The organism is Chelativorans sp. J32 (assembly GCF_000518985.1).
Lineage (GTDB): Bacteria > Pseudomonadota > Alphaproteobacteria > Rhizobiales > Rhizobiaceae > Chelativorans.
This window is the reverse complement of the sequence record NZ_JAEQ01000020.1, coordinates 1-18,605: the sequence shown is the minus strand read 5'-3', so window position 1 is coordinate 18,605 and position 18,605 is coordinate 1. Positions and strand designations below refer to the sequence as shown.

The 18,605-nt window shown below is 61.2% G+C and carries 19 protein-coding genes; 9 read left to right on the top strand and 10 right to left on the bottom strand.

All coding sequences use genetic code 11. The features are described 5' to 3' along the window. The first annotated feature begins 18 nt into the window (after positions 1–18). The 4 genes from CHEJ32_RS0120050 to CHEJ32_RS0120035 all read left to right on the top strand — a co-directional run bounded on the left by CHEJ32_RS0120050 (position 19) and on the right by CHEJ32_RS0120035 (position 3,182). The gene (locus CHEJ32_RS0120050) at positions 19–402 is read left to right on the top strand and encodes a carboxymuconolactone decarboxylase family protein (protein ID WP_028035384.1); all 384 of its coding nucleotides are present in this window, start codon (positions 19–21) and stop codon (positions 400–402) included. A 42-nt stretch (positions 403–444) separates the two neighbouring features. Then, positions 445–1,344 carry an NAD(P)-dependent oxidoreductase gene (locus CHEJ32_RS0120045; protein WP_028035383.1) on the top strand — a complete coding sequence of 300 codons (900 nt, stop codon included), beginning with the start codon at positions 445–447 and terminating at the stop codon, positions 1,342–1,344. A 10-nt stretch (positions 1,345–1,354) separates the two neighbouring features. After that, complete coding sequence (locus CHEJ32_RS0120040) at positions 1,355–2,149, top strand: N-acyl homoserine lactonase family protein (RefSeq protein ID WP_028035382.1); 795 nt, start codon at positions 1,355–1,357, stop codon at positions 2,147–2,149. Between the two features lie 277 nt (positions 2,150–2,426). Further along, on the top strand, positions 2,427–3,182 hold the full coding sequence (locus CHEJ32_RS0120035; RefSeq protein WP_028035381.1) for a sulfite exporter TauE/SafE family protein: 756 nt from the start codon (positions 2,427–2,429) through the stop codon (positions 3,180–3,182). Positions 3,183–3,310: 128 nt separating this feature from the next. Here CHEJ32_RS0120035 and CHEJ32_RS0120030 read toward each other — a convergent pair whose 3' ends face one another. Then, positions 3,311–4,993, bottom strand: coding sequence for a thiamine pyrophosphate-binding protein (locus CHEJ32_RS0120030; RefSeq protein WP_028035380.1), 1,683 nt, complete (start codon positions 4,991–4,993; stop codon positions 3,311–3,313). 229 nt (positions 4,994–5,222) lie between these two features. On the opposite strand from CHEJ32_RS0120030, the gene CHEJ32_RS0120025 reads away from it, so the two are divergent. After that, on the top strand, positions 5,223–5,918 hold the full coding sequence (locus CHEJ32_RS0120025; RefSeq protein WP_028035379.1) for a FadR/GntR family transcriptional regulator: 696 nt from the start codon (positions 5,223–5,225) through the stop codon (positions 5,916–5,918). A 44-nt stretch (positions 5,919–5,962) separates the two neighbouring features. On the opposite strand, the gene CHEJ32_RS0120020 is transcribed toward CHEJ32_RS0120025, so the two are convergent. From CHEJ32_RS0120020 to CHEJ32_RS0119985, 8 genes are all read right to left on the bottom strand, one after another. Beyond that, positions 5,963–6,844 (bottom strand): ABC transporter permease, encoded by an 882-nt coding sequence (locus CHEJ32_RS0120020; protein ID WP_028035378.1) that lies wholly within the window; start codon positions 6,842–6,844, stop codon positions 5,963–5,965. A gap of 14 nt (positions 6,845–6,858) precedes the next feature. Further along, positions 6,859–7,803, bottom strand: coding sequence for an ABC transporter permease (locus CHEJ32_RS0120015; RefSeq protein WP_028035377.1), 945 nt, complete (start codon positions 7,801–7,803; stop codon positions 6,859–6,861). A gap of 67 nt (positions 7,804–7,870) precedes the next feature. After that, positions 7,871–9,472, bottom strand: a complete 1,602-nt coding sequence (locus CHEJ32_RS0120010) for an ABC transporter substrate-binding protein (RefSeq protein WP_028035376.1) — start codon at positions 9,470–9,472, stop codon at positions 7,871–7,873. A 70-nt stretch (positions 9,473–9,542) separates the two neighbouring features. After that, a complete protein-coding gene (locus tag CHEJ32_RS0120005; RefSeq protein ID WP_028035375.1) occupies positions 9,543–10,001 on the bottom strand; it encodes a RidA family protein in 459 nt (152 codons plus the stop codon). Then, complete coding sequence (locus CHEJ32_RS0120000; RefSeq protein ID WP_028035374.1) at positions 9,998–10,969, bottom strand: NAD(P)-dependent oxidoreductase; 972 nt, start codon at positions 10,967–10,969, stop codon at positions 9,998–10,000. The genes CHEJ32_RS0120005 and CHEJ32_RS0120000 overlap by 4 nt, the downstream gene beginning before the upstream one ends. Next, positions 10,953–11,969: an ABC transporter ATP-binding protein gene (locus CHEJ32_RS0119995; protein WP_051469796.1), complete on the bottom strand. Its 1,017-nt coding sequence runs from the start codon at positions 11,967–11,969 to the stop codon at positions 10,953–10,955. The genes CHEJ32_RS0120000 and CHEJ32_RS0119995 overlap by 17 nt, the downstream gene beginning before the upstream one ends. Next, a complete protein-coding gene (locus CHEJ32_RS0119990; protein ID WP_051469795.1) occupies positions 11,969–13,009 on the bottom strand; it encodes an ABC transporter ATP-binding protein in 1,041 nt (346 codons plus the stop codon). Before CHEJ32_RS0119990 ends, CHEJ32_RS0119995 begins: the two co-directional genes overlap by 1 nt. Continuing rightward, positions 12,996–14,129 carry a mandelate racemase/muconate lactonizing enzyme family protein gene (locus tag CHEJ32_RS0119985; protein ID WP_028035371.1) on the bottom strand — a complete coding sequence of 378 codons (1,134 nt, stop codon included), beginning with the start codon at positions 14,127–14,129 and terminating at the stop codon, positions 12,996–12,998. The genes CHEJ32_RS0119990 and CHEJ32_RS0119985 overlap by 14 nt, the downstream gene beginning before the upstream one ends. Before the next feature lie 177 nt (positions 14,130–14,306). Here CHEJ32_RS0119985 and CHEJ32_RS26395 point away from each other — a divergent pair, with 177 nt between their 5' ends. Together CHEJ32_RS26395 and CHEJ32_RS0119975 are read left to right on the top strand one after the other, a co-directional pair. After that, positions 14,307–15,179: an alpha/beta hydrolase gene (locus CHEJ32_RS26395; RefSeq protein ID WP_198023891.1), complete on the top strand. Its 873-nt coding sequence runs from the start codon at positions 14,307–14,309 to the stop codon at positions 15,177–15,179. Next, positions 15,176–15,817: a hypothetical protein gene (locus CHEJ32_RS0119975; protein WP_028035370.1), complete on the top strand. Its 642-nt coding sequence runs from the start codon at positions 15,176–15,178 to the stop codon at positions 15,815–15,817. The genes CHEJ32_RS26395 and CHEJ32_RS0119975 overlap by 4 nt, the downstream gene beginning before the upstream one ends. Before the next feature lie 81 nt (positions 15,818–15,898). Here the strand turns inward: CHEJ32_RS0119975 and CHEJ32_RS0119970 are convergent, their stop codons facing one another. After that, positions 15,899–16,363 carry an Lrp/AsnC family transcriptional regulator gene (locus CHEJ32_RS0119970; RefSeq protein WP_028035369.1) on the bottom strand — a complete coding sequence of 155 codons (465 nt, stop codon included), beginning with the start codon at positions 16,361–16,363 and terminating at the stop codon, positions 15,899–15,901. A gap of 124 nt (positions 16,364–16,487) precedes the next feature. Here CHEJ32_RS0119970 and alr point away from each other — a divergent pair, with 124 nt between their 5' ends. Together alr and CHEJ32_RS0119960 are read left to right on the top strand one after the other, a co-directional pair. Then, on the top strand, positions 16,488–17,621 hold the full coding sequence (alr, locus tag CHEJ32_RS0119965; RefSeq protein WP_028035368.1) for an alanine racemase: 1,134 nt from the start codon (positions 16,488–16,490) through the stop codon (positions 17,619–17,621). Positions 17,622–17,640: 19 nt separating this feature from the next. Next, positions 17,641–18,605 (top strand): D-amino acid dehydrogenase (locus tag CHEJ32_RS0119960; protein ID WP_028035367.1); only part of this gene is annotated, 965 nt, incomplete at its 3' end.

Below are 18,605 nucleotides of genomic sequence, written 5' to 3'. Positions count from 1 at the left end.
ATAAGGGAGAGAGTGACGATGGATAAGGCGACTTACGAGAAAGGCCTGGAAATTCGAAGTGCGGTGCTCGGCAAGGACTATGTCGACAGCGCCATAAGGACGGCCGACGACTTCAACCGGCCGATGCAGGAGCTTGTCACCGAATATTGCTGGGGTGCCGTATGGGGCCGACCTGGCCTCGACCGCAAGACACGCAGCTTCCTGAATCTTGCGATGCTTTCCGCCCTGAACCGCCCGCATGAGATCGCGGTGCACGTGAAGGGTGCGTTGAACAACGGTCTTACGCGTGAGGAAATCTGCGAGGTGTTTCTTCAGGTTGCCATCTATTGCGGCGTGCCGGCAGCGGTCGATTCGTTCCGCATCGCACGCAACGTGTTCGCCGAAATAGACGGCCAGAAATAATCCGCAGGTGGCCTGCGGAAGGTTGGGAGGAGCTTTCTCGTCATGTCCGAAGAGATTGGATTCATAGGTCTCGGCAATATGGGCGCGCCGATGGCCGGCAGGCTCGTTGCTGCCGGGCACAAGTTGGTCGTCACCGATGTGAACACCGCGGCGCTAAAGGAGTTCGCGAAACTCGGTGCCCGGACGGTAAGCAGTCCAAGAGAGGTGGCGGATGCCTGCGAGACCGTCTTCGCCAGTTTGCCCACTCCCAACATTGTTGAGAAGGTCGCCGCCGGCGAGAATGGGGTCTCGTCAGGCAGTTCGGTCAAGCGTTTCATCGATCTGTCGACCACGGGCGCAACCTCCTCTGAGAGGATCGCGGCAAAGCTCGCCGAGAGCAAGATTGCCCATCTCGACGCACCCGTTTCCGGCGGTAAGGCAGGCGCGAAGGCCGGCACGCTGGCTGTGATGATCTCGGGGCCGCGCGACCATTATGAGGTGGCGGAGCCGCTTCTGAAAAATATCGGCAAGCTGTTCTATGTCGGCGAGAAGGCGGGGCTTGGTCAGACCATGAAGCTGGTCAACAATCTCCTCTCCGCCACGGCTCTGGCCGCCACTTCCGAAGCCGTCGTGATGGCGGTCAAGGCCGGCCTTGATCCGGCAACCGTAATCGATGTCATAAACACCGGGTCCGGCCGCAACAGCGCTTCGCAGGACAAGTTTCCGAAGGCCATTCTGCCGCGAACGTTCGACTACGGCTTCACGACGGCCCTCATGTACAAGGACCTGAAGCTGTGCATGGAAGAGGCGGAAGCCATCGGTGCGCAAATGTGGGTCGGCAGCGCCGTCAAGCAGCTCTGGCAACTCGTTCATTCGCAAATCGGGCCTGACAGTGATTTCACCCAGATCGTGCAGCTCCCCGAGCGCTGGGCCGGTATCGAGGTCGTGGCGAAGAAGACGTGAGGCACGCGGCATGAGCGACGACCAGTACGAAATCCGCATGATCCGCTACGGCCGGTCGGACCGTAACCGTCCCGCCAATTTCCACGGCGGCGATCCGCACGATACGCCGATGCCCATCGATTATTTCTTCTGGGTCATCTCCAACGACAAGAGAACGTTCGTCGTCGATACGGGGTTCGACGAGGTTCGCGCCAAACGTCGGCAGCGCGAGTTGTTGAAGCCCGTCGGCCTGGGCCTCAAGGCGGTGGGGCTCGAGCCCGAGCAGGTGACCGACGTCATCGTGACCCACATGCACTACGATCACGCCGGCAACCTGGATCTTTTGCCGCGCGCCCGCTTCCATATTCAGGATTGCGAAATGGCCTACGCCACGGGGCGTTGCATGTGCCACCACCTGCTCAATCACCCTTTCGAGGAAGAAGACGTCGTCTCGATGGTGCGCAAGGTGTTCGCGGGTCGCGTCGAGTTCTACGATGGCGAGGCGGAGATTGCCCCCGGTATAAGCGTGCACAAGGTGGGCGGGCATTCGCGCGGGTTACAGATCGTCCGTGTCAACACCGCGCGCGGACCGGTGGTCCTCGCTTCTGATGCCAGCCACTACTACGAGCACATCGAAACGGACCGTGCCTTCGCAGTCTTCGACAATCTCGCGGAATTGCTGGAAGGCTACCGGACGATCCGCCGGCTCACGTCGTCCATGCGGCATGTCGTGCCAGGCCATGATCCGCTTGTATTCGAGCGTTATCCCGCAGTGCCGCACATGGAAGGCTGGGCCATCCGCGTCGATCTTGAGCCTGTAAAGTAGTCGGCGATAGCGAGGTCTGCCCTCGCCTCTGCGTGGGGTCTTGGGGGGGCTCGATCGAGCCCCGCCTATCTTGTCGGCGCCCAGGTACTGATCTGATACTGCACTACGGCAACGGCTTCGGCGGCGGGATCGGGAAACCCAAAATCTGAGTTCCGTATTCCGCCGCATTCCTTTATCGATGGTCGCCATCGGGGGATTTGGGGAGGCTGCGCATGCGTTTCATATCCGCACTCATTGTTGGAGGCCGGATATTGCCGCGGCGGTCAGATAGATGGATGTGACCTTTCTGACGGCCCTCCTGCTCTTTGCGGGCGGTTTCATGTCCGGCGTTGTAAACGCAGTAGCGGGCGGAGGGACCTTCATCACCTTCGGCGCCCTTACATTGGTGGGGGTGCCGCCGATTTCGGCCAATGCCACATCGGCGATCGCACAATTTCCCGGCTATGTCACATCGGCCCTCGCCTATCGGAAGGATATCGCACGCATATGGCGCAAGGCGATTTCCTATGCCCTGCTCTCGGGCGCCGGCGCGCTTGCGGGCGCCTTGTTGCTGCTTTCGTTCGATAATGTGGCCTTCAAGGCCATCGTGCCCTGGCTATTGATCGCGGCGACGATCCTATTTGCCGCCGGTCCTCGCCTGATGCCGAAACGACGCACGCAAGATGAAGCCGCGCCGACCGGAAGAGCATTGTCCGGCAAACTCGTTCAGTTCATGACCTCCATTTATGGCGGCTTCTTCGGCGCCGGGATGGGGATCATGATGCTGGCGACGCTCGGCCTCACCGAGCGGGGTGACTATCATCACCTGAATGCACTGAAGAACCTGCTTTCGATCGTTATCGCAGCCGTGGCTATAGCAGTCTTCGTCTCCGGCGGCGTTGTGGCGTGGCGGGAAGTAGCAGCCATCGTACCCGGCGTTGCGGCGGGAGGTTATTCCGGCGTCTGGGCGGCGAAGCGGCTCCCGCTCGCTTTGACGCGTTTTTTTGTCGTTGCGTTCGGTCTCTTCCTGGCCTGCTATTATTTCTACGTTTGAATCTGCGGCAGGTCTTTAAGACTTCCCTACGAGGGCCTCCTGCTATCGACCGGGTAACATAAGGATGGCGCGCGACGAGCTCGGCATGGAGACGCAAACAGTCGTTGCCGAGCTCGCCGACGCTGAGCCTATGCCGATGCCTTTTCGCGCAACGCCTCGATGGTCGTTCTGATCGAAATGACATTCGGATCTACGATGAGTTCCAGAAGCGCGCTCTGCGGCGCGCCCAAGGCCCGCTCCAACGCCTCATCAAATGCATCGATGTCGCTGACCTGCTCCGCATGAAAGCCGTATGCCTTGGCCAGCGCCACAAAATCCGGGTTCCGCAGGGTCGTGCCGTGGACGTGATGCGGGAACTCGCGTTCCTGATGCATGCGTATGGTGCCATACATGCCGTTGTTGACAACCACGACTAATATCTTGGCGTCATGCTGCATAGCGGTGGCCAATTCCTGGCCATTCATCATGAAACAGCCGTCTCCCGCAAAGGCGACCACGGCCCGGTCTGGCGCGGTGAGTTTAGCCGCTACCGCTGCCGGCACGCTGTAGCCCATTGCTCCAGACGTGGGAGCGAGCTGGGAGCGGAATTTTTCGAATGGCCAGTATTTGTGAACCCAGCCGGTATAGTTGCCGGCCCCGGTGGTAACGATCGTATCGACCGGCATACGCCTGCGCATCCTTGTCACGACTTCGGCCATGTCGAGTTTTTGGCCGGAGCTTCGCACCTCCACGCTTGATTCGAAATCCGCCCGGCAGGTACGCACCCAGGCGCCGTCTACAGGCCGTTTGGGATCAAGCCGCGCAAGCGCGGCAGCCATCTCCGCAGATGAAGCGTTGATTGGCAGGTCGGCCTGGTAGACACGCCCCAGTTCCTCCGGATCCGGGTAAATATGAACCAGCTTCTGCTGAGGCCGCGGCGGCGTTACGAGTTTGTAGCCCGCCGTCGTCATTTCGCCGAGCCTTGCCCCGAGGACGATCAGAAGATCCGCCTCCCGAATATGGGCGCCGAGCGTGGGCTCGATCCCGATCGCCATATGACCCGCGTAATTTGGATGGCTGTTCGGCACGTAATCCTGGCACCGCAGCGAGGTCGCCACCGCTACGCCGAAGCGTTCGGCAAAGGTCATTACATCCGCGCCGACCTGCTCGCTCCACCCTCCCCCACCGAGGATCATCAGCGGCTTGGTGGATTGCCCGAGGAGTCCCACCAGCTTGTCGAGTCGTTCGGCGCTGGGCGCCCCCCCGAGCGGATAGGCGGGTAGCCCCGCGTCGAGATCTCCATGCACGATCTCACTTAGGATGTCTTCCGGCAGGGACAGTACCACGGGGCCGGGCCGCCCTGCCATGGCTGTTTGGAAGGCACGATGAACATATTCAGGTATGCGCTGCGGGTCGTTGATTTCTGCAGCCCATTTCGCCAGCGGCCGGAACATCGCGACGAAATCCACCTCCTGGAAGCCTTCGCGATCCTTGATCTCGCGCGAGACCTGACCAATGAAGAGAACCATCGGCGTGGAGTCCTGGAACGCCGTATGCACCCCGATCGATGCGTTCGTCGCGCCCGGGCCGCGTGTCACAAAGCAGACGCCCGGCCGGCCCCTGAGTTTGCCATAGGCATCGGCCATATTGGCGGCCCCGCCCTCTTGCCGGCACACGACGAGTTCGATGGAATCACGCTTCTCGTAAAGAGCGTCCAGCACCGGCAAATAGCTCTCACCGGGAACGCAGAACACGCGATCCACTTTCTGCGCCAACAGGCTCTCGACGAGAATATCCGCGCCGCGCTTGCCGATTTCATGTGAGTCTTGCATCGATACTCATCCTCTCAAGAGCATTTTCTGGCTCCGCGCGAACTCACGAGAATTCTCCGTCGCCTCACGAGCCAATTCCAACCAAAAACAACCCATCTCGCACTTATCTCAATTTACTGCCAGTGGCATCCTGTTCCCAATGATTTGTCCAGCAGCGACAAATAATGTACAAGACGATTTTGCCATCCCGGCCAATAGCACATCACTTCCAGCCAATGAGCGCCTCAGCATGCTTCAAGAAGACGTCCTTTCCTCTCCGGGGGTCCGGGAAAAGTCGGAACGCGACGCGCAAGCGATCTACCGGGACCTCAAGGCGGCGATCATGAATGGCAGCTTTGAGGCGGGAAGCCGTCTGCCGACGGAGCGCGCGCTTGCCGACCGTTTTGGAGCCGCGCGAAACACCGTGCGCAAAACCATGAACCAGTTGGTCGAAGAAGGATTGATCGAGCGTCATGTCGGCAGGGGCACCTTTGTTGCCGAGCGCAAGCCCTCCGGTTCGGACGAATACAGCCTCACCGAACTGCTTGAAGCCCGGCTCCTTTTCGAGCCGAGCCTGCCCGACCTCGTCGTTGAGCGCGCTTCGCCCGAGCACATCGTCGAGATGGAGAAGAGCCTTGAAGCGATGCGTCAGGCGGCGAGCTGGTCCGAGTTCAAGGAGGCCAAATACGCCTTGCACCTCGCCATCGCGCGAGGCTCGCGCAACCGCTTCATCGTTTCCATATTCGAGCAAATCCTCCAGTCGCGGAGGCGGGCGGGCTGGGGTCGGCCGGGAGGGCATCCTTCCCCGGTGTCGGCCGTTCGCGAGACCGCCTATCGCGACAATCTGAAGATCGTGGAAGCGCTCAAAAACCGCGACAGCGCGGCTGCCCGGGAGGCGATCCGCGAATATCTGCTCCGCACCTTGAGCAGCGCCAGCAGCGATTGACGATAAAAGCGGCGCCCGGGCGGGCGCCGAATGCGGGCCGATGGTCATCGCTGATCTATCCGCCTCTGGAGCGCACGCCCGACCAGCATCAGGGACAACGCCGCCAGCAGCACCGCAAGTCCGGGAAAGAGAGACATCCAGGGCGCATAAAGGATGTAGTCCTTTCCCTGTTCCAGGATCGCGCCCCAATCGGGCGTGGGCGGCTGCACGCCCAGGCCGAGAAAGCCCAGCGCCGCCTGGATCTGCAGGATCAACGGAAACAGGATCATGTATTGCGTGAGGATCAGCGGCATTACATTGCGCGTCACATGCCGCCGCAGGATCGTCGGCTCGCTGATGCCTATCGAGCGCGCGGCCTCCACATAGGTCTTGTCCTTCTCGCTTAGCGTTCCTGCGCGAGCGATACGGAAGAACACCGGGACATAGACGATAGAGAGCGCCAGGATGAGGTTTACCGTCGCAGGTCCCAGAACCCCGGTGATTATGACGCCGAGAATGATGGGCGGGAAGCTTAGGAGAACGTCGACCAGACGCCCGAGTGCCTGATCGACCCAGCCACCGAGAAAGCCGGAGACAAGCCCGAGAAGTCCGCCGAAAAAAGCTGAGATCAGCAGGGACCCGCCGCAAATTGCTAGGGTGATGCGCGTTCCATAGACGACGCGGGCGAACAGATCACGCCCGGTATCGTCCGTTCCGAACCAGTGGCCGGCGGAAGGAGGCATCATCGCTGCATTGACGTCCACCGCATAGGGCGACGCCTGCGTGAAGAGGCCGGGGAACAAGGCAACAAGGAAAATGAACACCAAGAGGACGAGCCCGAGCAGCAGTCCCGGCTCACGCCGTGCCATGCGCAGGAGCAATGGTTGGAGGTGCGGTTCTTTCCGGGAGCCATTTTCGGGAGTGGCAACGTTCTGGTACTGAGCCATGAGATAGCCCTCCCTCAGGATACGCGCACGCGCGGGTCGATCAGCCGATAGGCAAGGTCGACAAGCAGATTGACCACCATCGCGGCGACAACAACGATCAACAAAGCGCCTTGCAGAACAGGATAGTCGCGCGTCTCGATCGCCGTCAGGAGAAGCCGGCCAAGTCCAGGAAGCGCAAACAGCGATTCGATGATGACGACGCCGCCGAGGATCTGGATCAGGATCAGCCCCATGAACGTGATGATCGGGATCAGCACGTTGCGAAGAATGTGCTTGAAGAAGATGATGCGGACGGGGACGCCCTTGGCGATGGCCGTCCGCACATATTCCTGATGCAGCGCGGAAACCACGTTCTGCCGCACGAACTGGCTGTAGGCAGCCACCTGGAGCAGGCCTAGACTGAGGATGGGAAGGGCCAGGATTGCCAGATTGTCCCCAAGCGACCGCGTCGGCGGCACATAGCGCAGCGGCGGAGACCAGGAGAACAAGCTCGAAACGGCCACGAGCAGCATGAGCCCGACCCAGAAAACAGGTGCCGCGAGACCCAGGATGTTGAAGCTTTGGATGGCGGTATCGAGAGGACGCCCCTCATAGATGCCGGCCAATATGCCCAAGGGAACGCCGATGATCGTCGCCACCAGCAGGGTGAGCAGCCCGATTTCCAGAGTCACCAGAAATGCCTGGCCGATCATGGTGGTGACCGGCATGCCACGTGTCCAGCTTACGCCGAGATCGCCCTGCAGAACTTTCATGAGCCAGGCCAGATATTGCATATAGATCGGCTGATCGAGCCCGAAGAACTCGCGCAGCGCATTGGCCGCAGTCTCGCCGCCGGCTTGCCCCATCATCTGCGCGACCACGTCGCCTGGTACCAGCCGCACGAGCAGGAAAACGAGCATTGAAGCCAGAAATGCCGTTAGGAGAGAGGCGGCGAGACGTTTTACCAGATACTTGCCCATGAAAGACCCTGCTTCCGAGGGGGCGAAAGGCGCCGAGGTGCCTTCCGCTCCTGCTCGCGTCGTGCAGTTAATCGCTCAGATAGGCCCGCGCGAGGCCGTAATACCAGCCCGTCGGATGCTGGACGTAATTCTGCACCCTCTGGCTGCGCACAGTGATATGGTCCGGCGAGAACAGCATGATGGTGGGTACCGTCTCGGCCAGGATCGTCTGGAACTTGTTGTAGATCTCGCGCCGCTCCTCCGGATTGGAGGTGGCCCTGCCTTCATCCAGCAGAGCGCTGGCTTCGTCATTGTTCCAATTACGGAAATCCGCGCCTTCCGGCTTCTTGTGGAAGTGACGGTAGAAGAGGAGGTTCGGATCGGGCTGGCTCGCCCAGTCATTGAAGGTGAACCCCATCTGGCTGGAGCGGAAATTGTTGATCCAAACACCGAGATCGACCCGCTGTATATCGACCGTGACACCAATCTTCGCCAACTGCTCGCGCAGCGTGACGGCAGCCGGATCCATCCAATCATAGCCGTTGATGGTCGTCAGGGTGAGGGTGAAGCCATTTCCAAGGCCTGCCTCCTCAAGCAGCTTCTTGGCGGCCTCGATGTCGGGACCCTGCATGGGCACCTGGTCCAGCGGCAGCCCCCACCTTTCCTGCAAACCTGCCGGAATCGTGCCCAGCACCTGCCCGAAATCCCCGATTGAGGCCTTCATCACCTCCTCCTTGTCGACCGCGAGCGAAATTGCCTGGCGCACGCGCACGTCGTCGAGCGGCTTAGTCTCAGAACCAAGATCGACGGATGCCTGGCCAAGCGAAGGCCAACGCTCGATCTCCAGGCCTTCCACCTGCTGCACCTGCTGCACGTCCTGCGGCCGTGTCAGCGCCACGAGATCCACCCGCTGGTTGCGCAGCGCCACGAGCATCGATGCGCTGTTGGGCAGGATCGCGAAGTCGATCCCGTCGAGGTAGGGCGCGCCCTCTTCCCAATAGTCCTCGTTCCGGTCGAGCACGATGTGCGAATTCGGTACGAACTCGACCAGCTTGAACGGACCGGTCCCGACGCTCTCGGAGTTCATCAGGTTCTTGGCGGCCTCGTCATCGAAATAACCCGCCGGCACCACCGCGCCATATTTGTTGCCCAGTGTCATTGGTAGTGACGCGTTCGGTTCGCTAAGCGTGATCTCCACCGTGGTCGGATCGACCGCCTTGATGTCGGAGATCATGGAGAAATCACCCGCTCCTGGCGAGCCGTTCTCCGGATTGCGGATGTAGTTATAGCTGTAGGCAACGTCCTCGGCGGTCATCTCCGCGCCATTGTGGAACTTGACCCCCTGGCGCAGCTTGATCGTGTAGACGAGGTTATCGTCGGAAACTTCGTAGCTCTCGGCGAGCAGGGGCACGGCCTCGCCCGACGGAGACTCGTAGAAGAGCCCCTGATACACGAGGACGGTGATGCGGATGCGGGCATCCGCGGCCTGATGGAAGGGATCGAGACCGGGCGGCTCCACCAAAAGGCCCATATTGAGCCGCCCGCCCCTCACGGCGTTTTCGGCAACGGGGCCATATAGCCCTTCCGATTGTGCGAAGGCCGGCAGCGCCGGCAACGCACACAGCATGGTTGCTCCCATTAGACCCGCATGCAGGAAGCCTCTGCGGCTGAACATTCTCGTCAAAACCATTTTTTGAACCCCTTTTATCTGTGTTTGCCCAGTTCCGGATGAGATCGGCACTCCCCGACCATGACGATGCTCAATCGCCAAACGCCACCGTCATCTCTATTTCCACCGCTGCGTTGCGCGGCAACTCGGCGACACCCACCGCCGCACGCGCGTGACGGCCTGCATCACCAAAGATCTGCACCAGAAGATCGGATGCGGCGTCGATCACCTTTGGCTGGGCGTTGAACCCGCGCGCCGACGCCACATAGCCGTTCATCTTCAGGATGCGCTCGATCCTGTCGAGCGAACCCAGCGCCGCCTTGAGACAGGCAAGGCCCTGCAGAATGCAGATGCGCGCCTCTTCCCTGGCGGTCTCCAGATCGACTTCGCCGCCCACTTTGCCGAAGACGCGCACCTCGCCATCGACCTTCGGCATCTGGCCGCTGACATAGGCAATACCATTATGCAGAGTAACGGGCAGATAATTGAAGGACGGGGAAGCGGCCTCCGGTAGCGTAATGCCAAGTTCTGTGAGCCGGCTCTCGATCATACGGTTTCTCCTTTTCCGATCAGCTCGGCCACGACGTCATCCAGCGAATAGGCCGGCGCGTAACCCGTATCGTCGCGGAAGCGCTGGTCGCTGATAAGCGGGAAAATGAGCTGGGGCGGCTCGATCCTGTGCTTCACGCGGTAGCCCGGCACGGCAGCCTCTGCCTTCGCGGCGATCTCGCTCAGCGAAGCCGTGAAACCGTTGATGTTGTACACGGCTTCCAGTTTTCTCGGGCTGCCAAGGGCAAGCAGAGCGGCATGGGCGACATCCGCCACATGCATCAGGTCGATGCGCTCGTTGTGGAACGCAACTTCGTGGACCGCCCCCGGGGCGGCATTGCGGACGACACCGGCAATGGCGCTGGCGGCGCCCTGGTACCAGAGCCCTGGTCCAAGCAGCAGCGACATGCGCAAGCCGACGACGTCCATCGCGTAACGGTCGCGATAATATTGCGCCAGGTCTTCGCAAAGCACCTTGGTCAGGCCGTAGAAGGTTGTCGGGCACCGCTGATCCCCCTCGTCCACCCTCTCCTTCGCGTATAAATCAGCCGCGCCGTAGACCACGGTGGAATCCGCCCACACCACACGGCGGATGCCCTCCCTGCGCGCGGCCTCCAGCGTGTGGCGAAATCCTTCGACATTGACCGCCATAGCCTTGTCGGAATCCGCGTCTCCCCCGCGCATCAGGCCCTTGTTGCCGGCCGCATAGGCAGCGGTCGTCACCACGGCACCGGCGCGCGTGTCGCGGATCGCTGCGGCGATCGCCTCCCGTTCCTCCACCGTTCCGAGCGTCTCCCCGAAACGCCCCTGGCAAGCGGCAAGCAGGTTCTCTCGCATCGGTGGCCCGTAGACATGCGGCGTCAGACCCGCCGCAAGCAGTGCCCGGACAATATGGGAGCCGACAAAGCCCCTGCCCCCGATCACGAGAACTGGCCTGGCAGGATCAAAGAAGTCAGAGGTCGAGATCATCGCGGATACATGCCTTGTAGTGCTCGGTGCCGACCTTGCTCAGAGGCGGAACCACCTTGGCGCAATCGTCAATCGCAAAGGGACAACGGGTGCGGAAAACGCAGCCCGAAGGGGGATTGGACGGGCTTGGGATCTCTCCCCTCAGTATATAGCGTTTGCTCTTGGCTACGCCCGGCGCTGCTTGAAGAAGGGCTGCTGTATAGGGGTGGCGGGGTTTGCTGTAGAGCGCGTCGGTGAAGGCGATCTCCATCACGCGGCCGAGATAGAGCACCATCACACGGTCCGTAACCGCCTCGACCACCGAGAGATCATGGCTGATAAACATCAGCGTCAGGTCGAGTTCGGCCTGCAATGTCTGGAGGAGGTTCAGAACCTCCGCCTGGATCGACACGTCGAGCGCCGAGACGGGTTCGTCCGCGACGATGAAGCTCGGATTCGAGGCAAGCGCACGGGCGATAGCGATACGTTGCCGCTGCCCGCCTGAGAACATGCGCGGATAACGCTTCATGTGGTCGCCCGAAAGCCCGACCTTCTCCAGAAGCGCGACTACGGCTTCCCTTGCGGCAGTGCCTTTAAGACCGCGATGGAGCGAGAGAGGCTCCATCAGCGCGTCACCGATGGTCATGCGGGCATTCAGGCTCGCGAATGGATCCTGGAAGATCATTTGCATATGGCGCCTGAAGCGTCGCATCTCGCCGGCATTGAGCGACTGGAGCCGATGGCCGTCGAAAACCACCTCGCCCCTCGTGGGCTCGATCAGCCGCAGGATCAGCCTGCCGAGCGTCGACTTGCCGGAGCCGGATTCACCAACAACGCCAAGCACCTCCCCCCGCCCGATATCGAGATCGACGCTTTCGACCGCCTTCACCGGCGGCTTGGCCTGAGCGAGAAACCCGCCACGGGATTCGAAATATTTGCTGAGACCGCGCGCCGAAACGAGCGGAGCCCTGGCCTCCTGCTCAGCCACCTGCGGCAAGGTGAGTTGATCGAGGGAAGACATCAAAGCTCGATCTCCTTCCAGCGCAGGCATCGCGTCACATGATCCTCACCCACGGCTTCCAGAGCCGGCTCTATGGCCTTGCACCTCTCGGCCGCGAAGGCGCAGCGGGAATGGAAGCGACATCCGAGGGGCGGGGAAAGCGGATTGGGAAGCGTACCTGGTATGGGGCGCAGCTTGCGACGCCCGCCCGAAGCGTCGCGCCTGCTTGGAATGCAATCGAGCAGCGCCCGCGTATAGGGATGGCGAGGCCGTGCCAGGACGGTCTTCACCGGCCCCTCCTCCACGACCTGGCTGGCATACATCACCGCGACCCGGTCGGCGATCTCGTCCACGAGCTTCAAGTCGTGCGTCACGAAGATCATCGCCATGCGGCGCTCGCCTTGCAGACGTTTCAGGAGCGCGATGATCTGCGCCTGGATGGTCACGTCGAGCGCTGTCGTTGGTTCATCGGCGATGAGCAGCCGCGGATCGCAGGCCAGCGCCACCGCGATCATCACGCGCTGCCGCATCCCGCCTGAAAGCTGGTGCGGGTAGTTGTCGATGCGCTGCTCGGGATCGGAAATGCCTACCTGCCTAAGAAGATCGAGCGCCTGTTCCCTCGCCTGCCGTCTGTCGAGCCCCTTGTGGATGCGGATGGGTTCCGCGATCTGGTCGCCGATGGTGAAGACTGGATTGAGGCTCGACATCGGATCCTGGAAGATCATCGCGATATCGTGTCCCCGCACACGCTGCATGGCAGCCTCGGAAAGACCGAGAACATCAACCACCTTACCGTTGCGGTCGCAGAACTCGATCGATCCTCCGACTACCCGGGCTGTGGTTCGCGACAGGAGCCGCATCACGGTCAGCCCGGTTACGGATTTGCCGGAGCCGGATTCGCCCACGACCGCCAGGGTTTCGCCCTCGCTCACGCTAAGGCTGACGCCGTTGACCGCCTTCACGACGCCCGCTTCGGTAAAGAAATGCGTCTTGAGATCGCGCACCATCAAGACGGGGCGTTGCAGCTGACCTAGCGGCTTGATCGGATCAGGAGACAGCATAACGGGCCAGTGCATCCTCATCGATTTCGATGCCAAGTCCCGGCCCCTCCGGCACCGCGACGAACCCGTCCTTTACGAGGATAGGCTCCTTCAATAGTTCGGTCCGCAACGGGTTGGCACCCAGGTCGTATTCCAGAAGGACCGGCTTGGGGATATTGTCGGAATGCGGATAGGCCGGCAACGAGGCAATGTAGTGCAACCCGGCAGCCAAGCCGACCGCGCCGCCCCACACATGGGGCGAGAGGCGCAAATGGTTCGCATAAGCCAGATCGGCGATTTTCCGCCCCTGCCAGAACCCTCCGCATAACGAGAGATCGGGCTGCAGGATATCGATCGCACCGAGATCCGTCAGGCGCTTGAAGTCGAAGACCGTATACAGCGCCTCACCTGTCGCAATCGGCATCGTCGCCCGCGCGCGCAGCCGGGCAAAGCCTTCGAAATCCTGCGGGCTCAAAGGCTCTTCGAGCCAGCCGATGCGGTATGGCCTGAGCCGTTCCATCGCCTCGAGCGCGAGGTCGAGCGTATAATTGGAATTGATATCCGCCATGAGCTCGACATCATCGCCCAGGACCTCGCGGGCGATGGCCACGCGCTCCTCATCGCTCTCCGGCCCGAGGCCAATCTTGATCTTCACCGCCGGATAGCCTGCCGCGGCCATCGCCTCGATCTGCGGGCGAAAATCCTCGCGTGGCGTCTCGGTCAGATATCCGCCCGAAGCATAGATCGGCACTCGGTCGATGCGCTGGCCGCCGATCAGCTTGCAGACAGGCAGCCGCGTAAGCTTTCCCATGGCATCCTTGGCCGCCATGTCGATACCGCTGATGGCGGACATCATGCCGTTCTGAATGCCGAAGTGATAATGGCGGGCAAGGATACGGGAAAAGACATGTTCGCAATCGAACACATCCGTTCCCTTCAGATAGCTCGAAAGAAGCGGCTCATAAGCTTTGTTTACCGCCGGGATACCCCAGGCCTCGCCATGACCGACCGTTCCGTCCACCAGGGTCATGCGCACCAGGGTCGACTGCCGGCCAGCGGCGAGGGACTTCGACATCCCGTAAGCCTTCCCGGCTCCCAGCGGCACGCTCAAGGCGATGAATTCGATTGATCTGATTTCCAAGCCCGCGCCTCCCAAAACGCATTACGGCTTTAGAAAGCCGAGGTGATCCAATAGCAGATCAATTTCGACCTATATGTGAACCATTTTGCGGCCAAAGAGCAAGAGGCTACTTTCATTTTCCCAGCGATGCGGTCTATCCTCCTTGCATTGAGACAAGTATGGAGGATGGAAAAGCCGATGCAGGATATGCCCCCGATCTGGTCCGACCTTACGCCGGACGAGCATGAATTCCAGTATAACCCGCAAAAGGCATTTCCCGATTTTGCCCAATCCCGCACGCTGCGCGAACCGGCCAATTCCAAAGCCAGGGCGGAACTAAAGCAGTACCGCGATATTGCCTTTGGCGACCATCCGCTGCGCAAGATCGACGTTTACCCGGCCAATTCTTCCGGGCCGTCGCCGGTCCATATCTTCTTCCATGGTGGATATTGGCGGGCTCAGGATAAGGAAGGCTTTGCTTATATCGCCCCCATGCTGGTGGAGCGCGGCATCACCACCGTAATCGCAAACTACGAATTGTGCCCGGACTCCACCCTGGACGGGGTGGTCGATTCCGCTCTTGCAGCGGTCGAATGGGTTCACCGCAACATTGCCGAGCACGGCGGCGACCCGATGAGGATCAGCCTGTCCGGCCACTCCGCCGGCGCCCATCTGGTCGCGGAGGTCCTGGCGGCGGACTGGCAGGCTAGGAACCTCGACCCGGCATTCATAACAGGCGCTGTCGCGGTGAGCGGCATCTATGATCCCGAACCGGCCATGCTGACGACCGTCAACGAACAATTGCGCCTGACGCGGGAGATCGCGGCGCGACACAATGTGGAGAAGCGCCCCCCGCTTGTGAAATGCCCGGTCTCGCTTTTTGTCGGCGGCCGCGAGCCCTGGCATTGGATAGACCAGACCTATCGCTATGCTCATCACCTGCATCGAAACGGCATCATCGCGGAAGTGCATGTTCTGCCGCGCTTCGGCCATTTCGACATCCTCTTGGACTTCATGGAGCCGGAAAGTCTGATCGGCGCAGCGCTGGTCGAGAGGAGCCTCAGCAAGTGACCGATACCGATCTCCGCCTTGCCGTTTATGATATCGACACCGGCAACAAGCCACTTGCCGTGAAGACCGTCGGGACTGGCTTCGCTTTCGCGGTTGCAAGCGAACTCCATCTTTCCGGCACGGATGGCGAACGGCGGCTAACCCTGGGCGACGGCCAGTTTCTGGATGGTTCCTTCGAGATTGCGGGAGCAGGCTGGCTGTTCGAGCTTGCACCGATCGGACAATCTCTGCTGGAGGGCGCGGGTACGGTTCCCGTTCTCTCCCACCGCATCGAGCTTGACTTCCAAGGTCCGTACATTTTGCGGGCTGATCAGGTTGCCTCCAACCCTGGCGCGCAGACGCCTCTCCATGGCCATCGCGGGCCCGGCATCAGGCGGCTGATCGCCGGGCGCATTCTGGCCACCATCGGCACCACGGTCGAATGTTTTGAAGCAGGTCGCGCCTGGTACGAGACCGGGCGGGATTGGGTCATCGGCCGCAACATCCATTCGGGCGAAAATATCTTCGTTCGCGTCATGGTGTTGCCTGCCGAACTGAAAGGCGGAAAGTCGTCCTTCGTGCCGGCCAATGCCGAGGAGGCCGATCGGCCGCGCTCCGTAAACCAGCGACTTCTGGGCGAGTTTGACCTGCGTCTATGAGCCGCCGAAATGCATGAGCCCCGCCGATACCAGCTGCATGATGGAGAGCATATCTCCGGGCCGTATGCTCCCGCTTCACCTTCAGCGCCGCCCTCTGGGTCGCGTCGCCAAAACGTTGCGGATCGAGAAGCTCGAATGGATCCGCAAGACGCCCGGCAAGGACGAAAGGATATCCTTGTGAATGCGCTCGAATTCGCCGGCATTTTCGACCTCGACGCGCAGCAGATAATCTGAACCGCCGGTCATCAGGAAACATTCGCGGATCTCCGGATGCATGCACACCGCGGACTCGAAACGATCGAGATACTCCTCTGTCTGCCGCTCTAGCGTGATATTGATGATGACGGCAATCGTCGCCTCGACATTCGACGTATCCACCAGGGCCGTATAACCGCGAATTACGCCCGCTTGCTCCATCAGCTTGATCCGCCGCAAACAGGCCGAGGGTGAAAGCCCGACCTTGCCGGCGAGGGCTACGTTGCTCATGCGGGCATCAACCCGCAGGAGGCGTAGAATATTGCGATCGATCGCATCCAGCGCCTTCATGCCAGATTGTTCCAAAAATTCGTTGATCCTGCGGAAACATCCTATTCATGCGCAATAACAGATTACCATTTCGTACGCAATTTCACGATCTTTTCATTAGTCTCTCGTCCGACGGGGGACTCGAATGGATAGTGCGATTTTGGATCACCGGCCTCACGAAGAAAGCGCTCTGCAGGGCGCCTCGGGCTATCTGACCATTGACCTTGGTGCTCTTGCCCGCAATTACGAAAAGCTGTCGGCGGAGGTCGCGCCGGCGCAGGCGGCTGCGGTCGTCAAGGCCGATGCCTATGGGCTCGGCGCGGAGCGCGTCGCCAGGAAACTCTACGAGCATGGCTGCCGCCATTTCTTTGTCGCTCAGTTCGTCGAGGCAGAGCGCCTCCGGCCGCTTCTTTCCCCGGATGCGGCCATCTTCGTGCTGAACGGCCTGCAGCCCGGAAACGAGATCCCCTGTGCGGAGGGCGGTATAGTCCCCGTTATCAATTCACTGGAACAGCTTCAGCAATGGGCGAGCGCAACTGCCCACCTCAAGCGCCGTCTGCCAGCCGTGTTGCAGTTCGATACCGGCATGTCGCGCCTTGGCGTGCCGCCGCAGGATCGGGCGGCACTTTCGGCCATTTTGAAAACCTGCGGCATGGTCGAAATCCTGTTCATGATGAGCCATCTCGCTTCCGCCGACGATGCCGGCAGTGAACAGAATGGCGAGCAGCTTGCCGAGATGCATCGCGTTGCCGAGGAATTCCCTGAATTCGACATCTGCTTTGCAAATTCAGGCGGTGTTTTCCTGGGAAATTCCTATCATGGCGCCCTCGCCCGCCCCGGTATCGCGCTTTACGGCGGGGCACCCACAGCCGGCAAGCCAAATCCGATGGAGCCCGTCGTGCGCCTGGATGTCGCTGTGGTGCAAACGCGAACGGTGCCCGCGGGTACACGCGTTGGCTACGGCGCCACCTACGTCACGGCGCGTGAGACGCGCCTCGCCACCATTGCTGCGGGCTACGCAGACGGCCTGCCGCGCAGCCTGAGCAACCGAGGCGCCGTCTATTGTGACGGCGTCCGTCTGCCAATGGTGGGGCGCGTGTCGATGGACAGCATCACCGTCGATGTCTCCACCCTGCCGGAGGGGCGGCTCGGCTTTGGCTCGCTGGTTGAGGTGCTTGGGCCCAACCAGACGCTGGAGGATGTCGCCCGCGACGCGGGCACGATTTCCTACGAGATCCTGACCGGGCTCGGTCATCGCTATCACCGGCTATACCGCTGAAATATCTTCTGGGGGAAACATGAAAGTCATTGTTTTGGGTGCCGGTATAATCGGCGTGACGTCGGCCTATCAGCTGGCGAAGGCGGGCCATGAGGTCATCGTGGTCGACCGGCAGGCTGGCCCGGCTCTGGAGACCAGCTTCGCCAATGCCGGCGAGGTGTCCTTCGGCTATTGCTCGCCATGGGCAGCACCGGGCATTCCGGTCAAGGCGGTGAAGTGGCTGTTCATGCAGCACGCGCCGCTGATCCTGCGGCCCAAGGTCGATGCGGCCATGCTGTCATGGCTGGTCCAGATGCTCGCCAACTGCACGTCCAGCCGCTATGCGATCAACAAGAGCCGCATGCTGCGCCTGGCCGACTACAGCCGCATCTCGCTGGCGGAGCTGCGCGCCGAAACGGCCATATCCTATGACGAGCGCATGCAGGGCACGCTGCAGCTGTTCCGCACCCAGCAGCAGCTCGACGCCTCGGCCAAGGATGTGAAGGCACTGGCCGCCGACGGCATCCCCTATGAAGTGCTCGACCGGGACGGTTGCATCCGCGTCGAGCCGGCGCTCGCCCATGTGCGCGACAGGATCGTCGGCGGCCTTCTGACGCCGAAGGACGAGACCGGCGACTGCTTCAAATTCGCCAATGCGCTCGCCGAAAAAGCCGCAGCGCTCGGCGTGAGCTTCGCCTATGGCACGAAGATCAAGGGCCTGGATGTGGAAGGCGGCCGGGTTCGCGCCGTCGTGACCGAGCGGGGACGGCTTGCCGCCGATGCGGTTGTCGTCGCGCTCGGCAGCTATTCGCCGCTCCTGCTCAGGCCGTTCGGNATCCGCCTGCCCGTCTATCCGGTCAAGGGCTATTCGCTGACGATCCCGATCACCGATGCCGCGCGCGCGCCGGAATCGACCGTCATGGACGAAACCTACAAGATCGCGATCACCCGGCTCGGCGACCGCATCCGCGTCGGCGGCATGGCGGAGATTTCCGGCTACACCAA

Bases quoted from the DNA above. Each gene is read 5' to 3' on its own strand.
- CHEJ32_RS0120050 (WP_028035384.1), top strand. From the start codon at position 19: ATGGATAAGGCGACTTACGAGAAAGGCCTGGAAATTCGAAGTGCGGTG.
- CHEJ32_RS0120045 (WP_028035383.1), top strand. From the start codon at position 445: ATGTCCGAAGAGATTGGATTCATAGGTCTCGGCAATATGGGCGCGCCG.
- CHEJ32_RS0120040 (WP_028035382.1), top strand. From the start codon at position 1,355: ATGAGCGACGACCAGTACGAAATCCGCATGATCCGCTACGGCCGGTCG.
- CHEJ32_RS0120030 (WP_028035380.1), bottom strand. From the start codon at position 4,993: ATGCAAGACTCACATGAAATCGGCAAGCGCGGCGCGGATATTCTCGTC.
- CHEJ32_RS0120025 (WP_028035379.1), top strand. From the start codon at position 5,223: ATGCTTCAAGAAGACGTCCTTTCCTCTCCGGGGGTCCGGGAAAAGTCG.
- CHEJ32_RS0120020 (WP_028035378.1), bottom strand. From the start codon at position 6,844: ATGGCTCAGTACCAGAACGTTGCCACTCCCGAAAATGGCTCCCGGAAA.
- CHEJ32_RS0120015 (WP_028035377.1), bottom strand. From the start codon at position 7,803: ATGGGCAAGTATCTGGTAAAACGTCTCGCCGCCTCTCTCCTAACGGCA.
- CHEJ32_RS0120010 (WP_028035376.1), bottom strand. From the start codon at position 9,472: ATGGTTTTGACGAGAATGTTCAGCCGCAGAGGCTTCCTGCATGCGGGT.
- CHEJ32_RS0120005 (WP_028035375.1), bottom strand. From the start codon at position 10,001: ATGATCGAGAGCCGGCTCACAGAACTTGGCATTACGCTACCGGAGGCC.
- CHEJ32_RS0120000 (WP_028035374.1), bottom strand. From the start codon at position 10,969: ATGATCTCGACCTCTGACTTCTTTGATCCTGCCAGGCCAGTTCTCGTG.
- CHEJ32_RS0119995 (WP_051469796.1), bottom strand. From the start codon at position 11,969: ATGTCTTCCCTCGATCAACTCACCTTGCCGCAGGTGGCTGAGCAGGAG.
- CHEJ32_RS0119990 (WP_051469795.1), bottom strand. From the start codon at position 13,009: ATGCTGTCTCCTGATCCGATCAAGCCGCTAGGTCAGCTGCAACGCCCC.
- CHEJ32_RS26395 (WP_198023891.1), top strand. From the start codon at position 14,307: ATGCAGGATATGCCCCCGATCTGGTCCGACCTTACGCCGGACGAGCAT.
- CHEJ32_RS0119970 (WP_028035369.1), bottom strand. From the start codon at position 16,363: ATGAAGGCGCTGGATGCGATCGATCGCAATATTCTACGCCTCCTGCGG.
- alr (WP_028035368.1), top strand. From the start codon at position 16,488: ATGGATAGTGCGATTTTGGATCACCGGCCTCACGAAGAAAGCGCTCTG.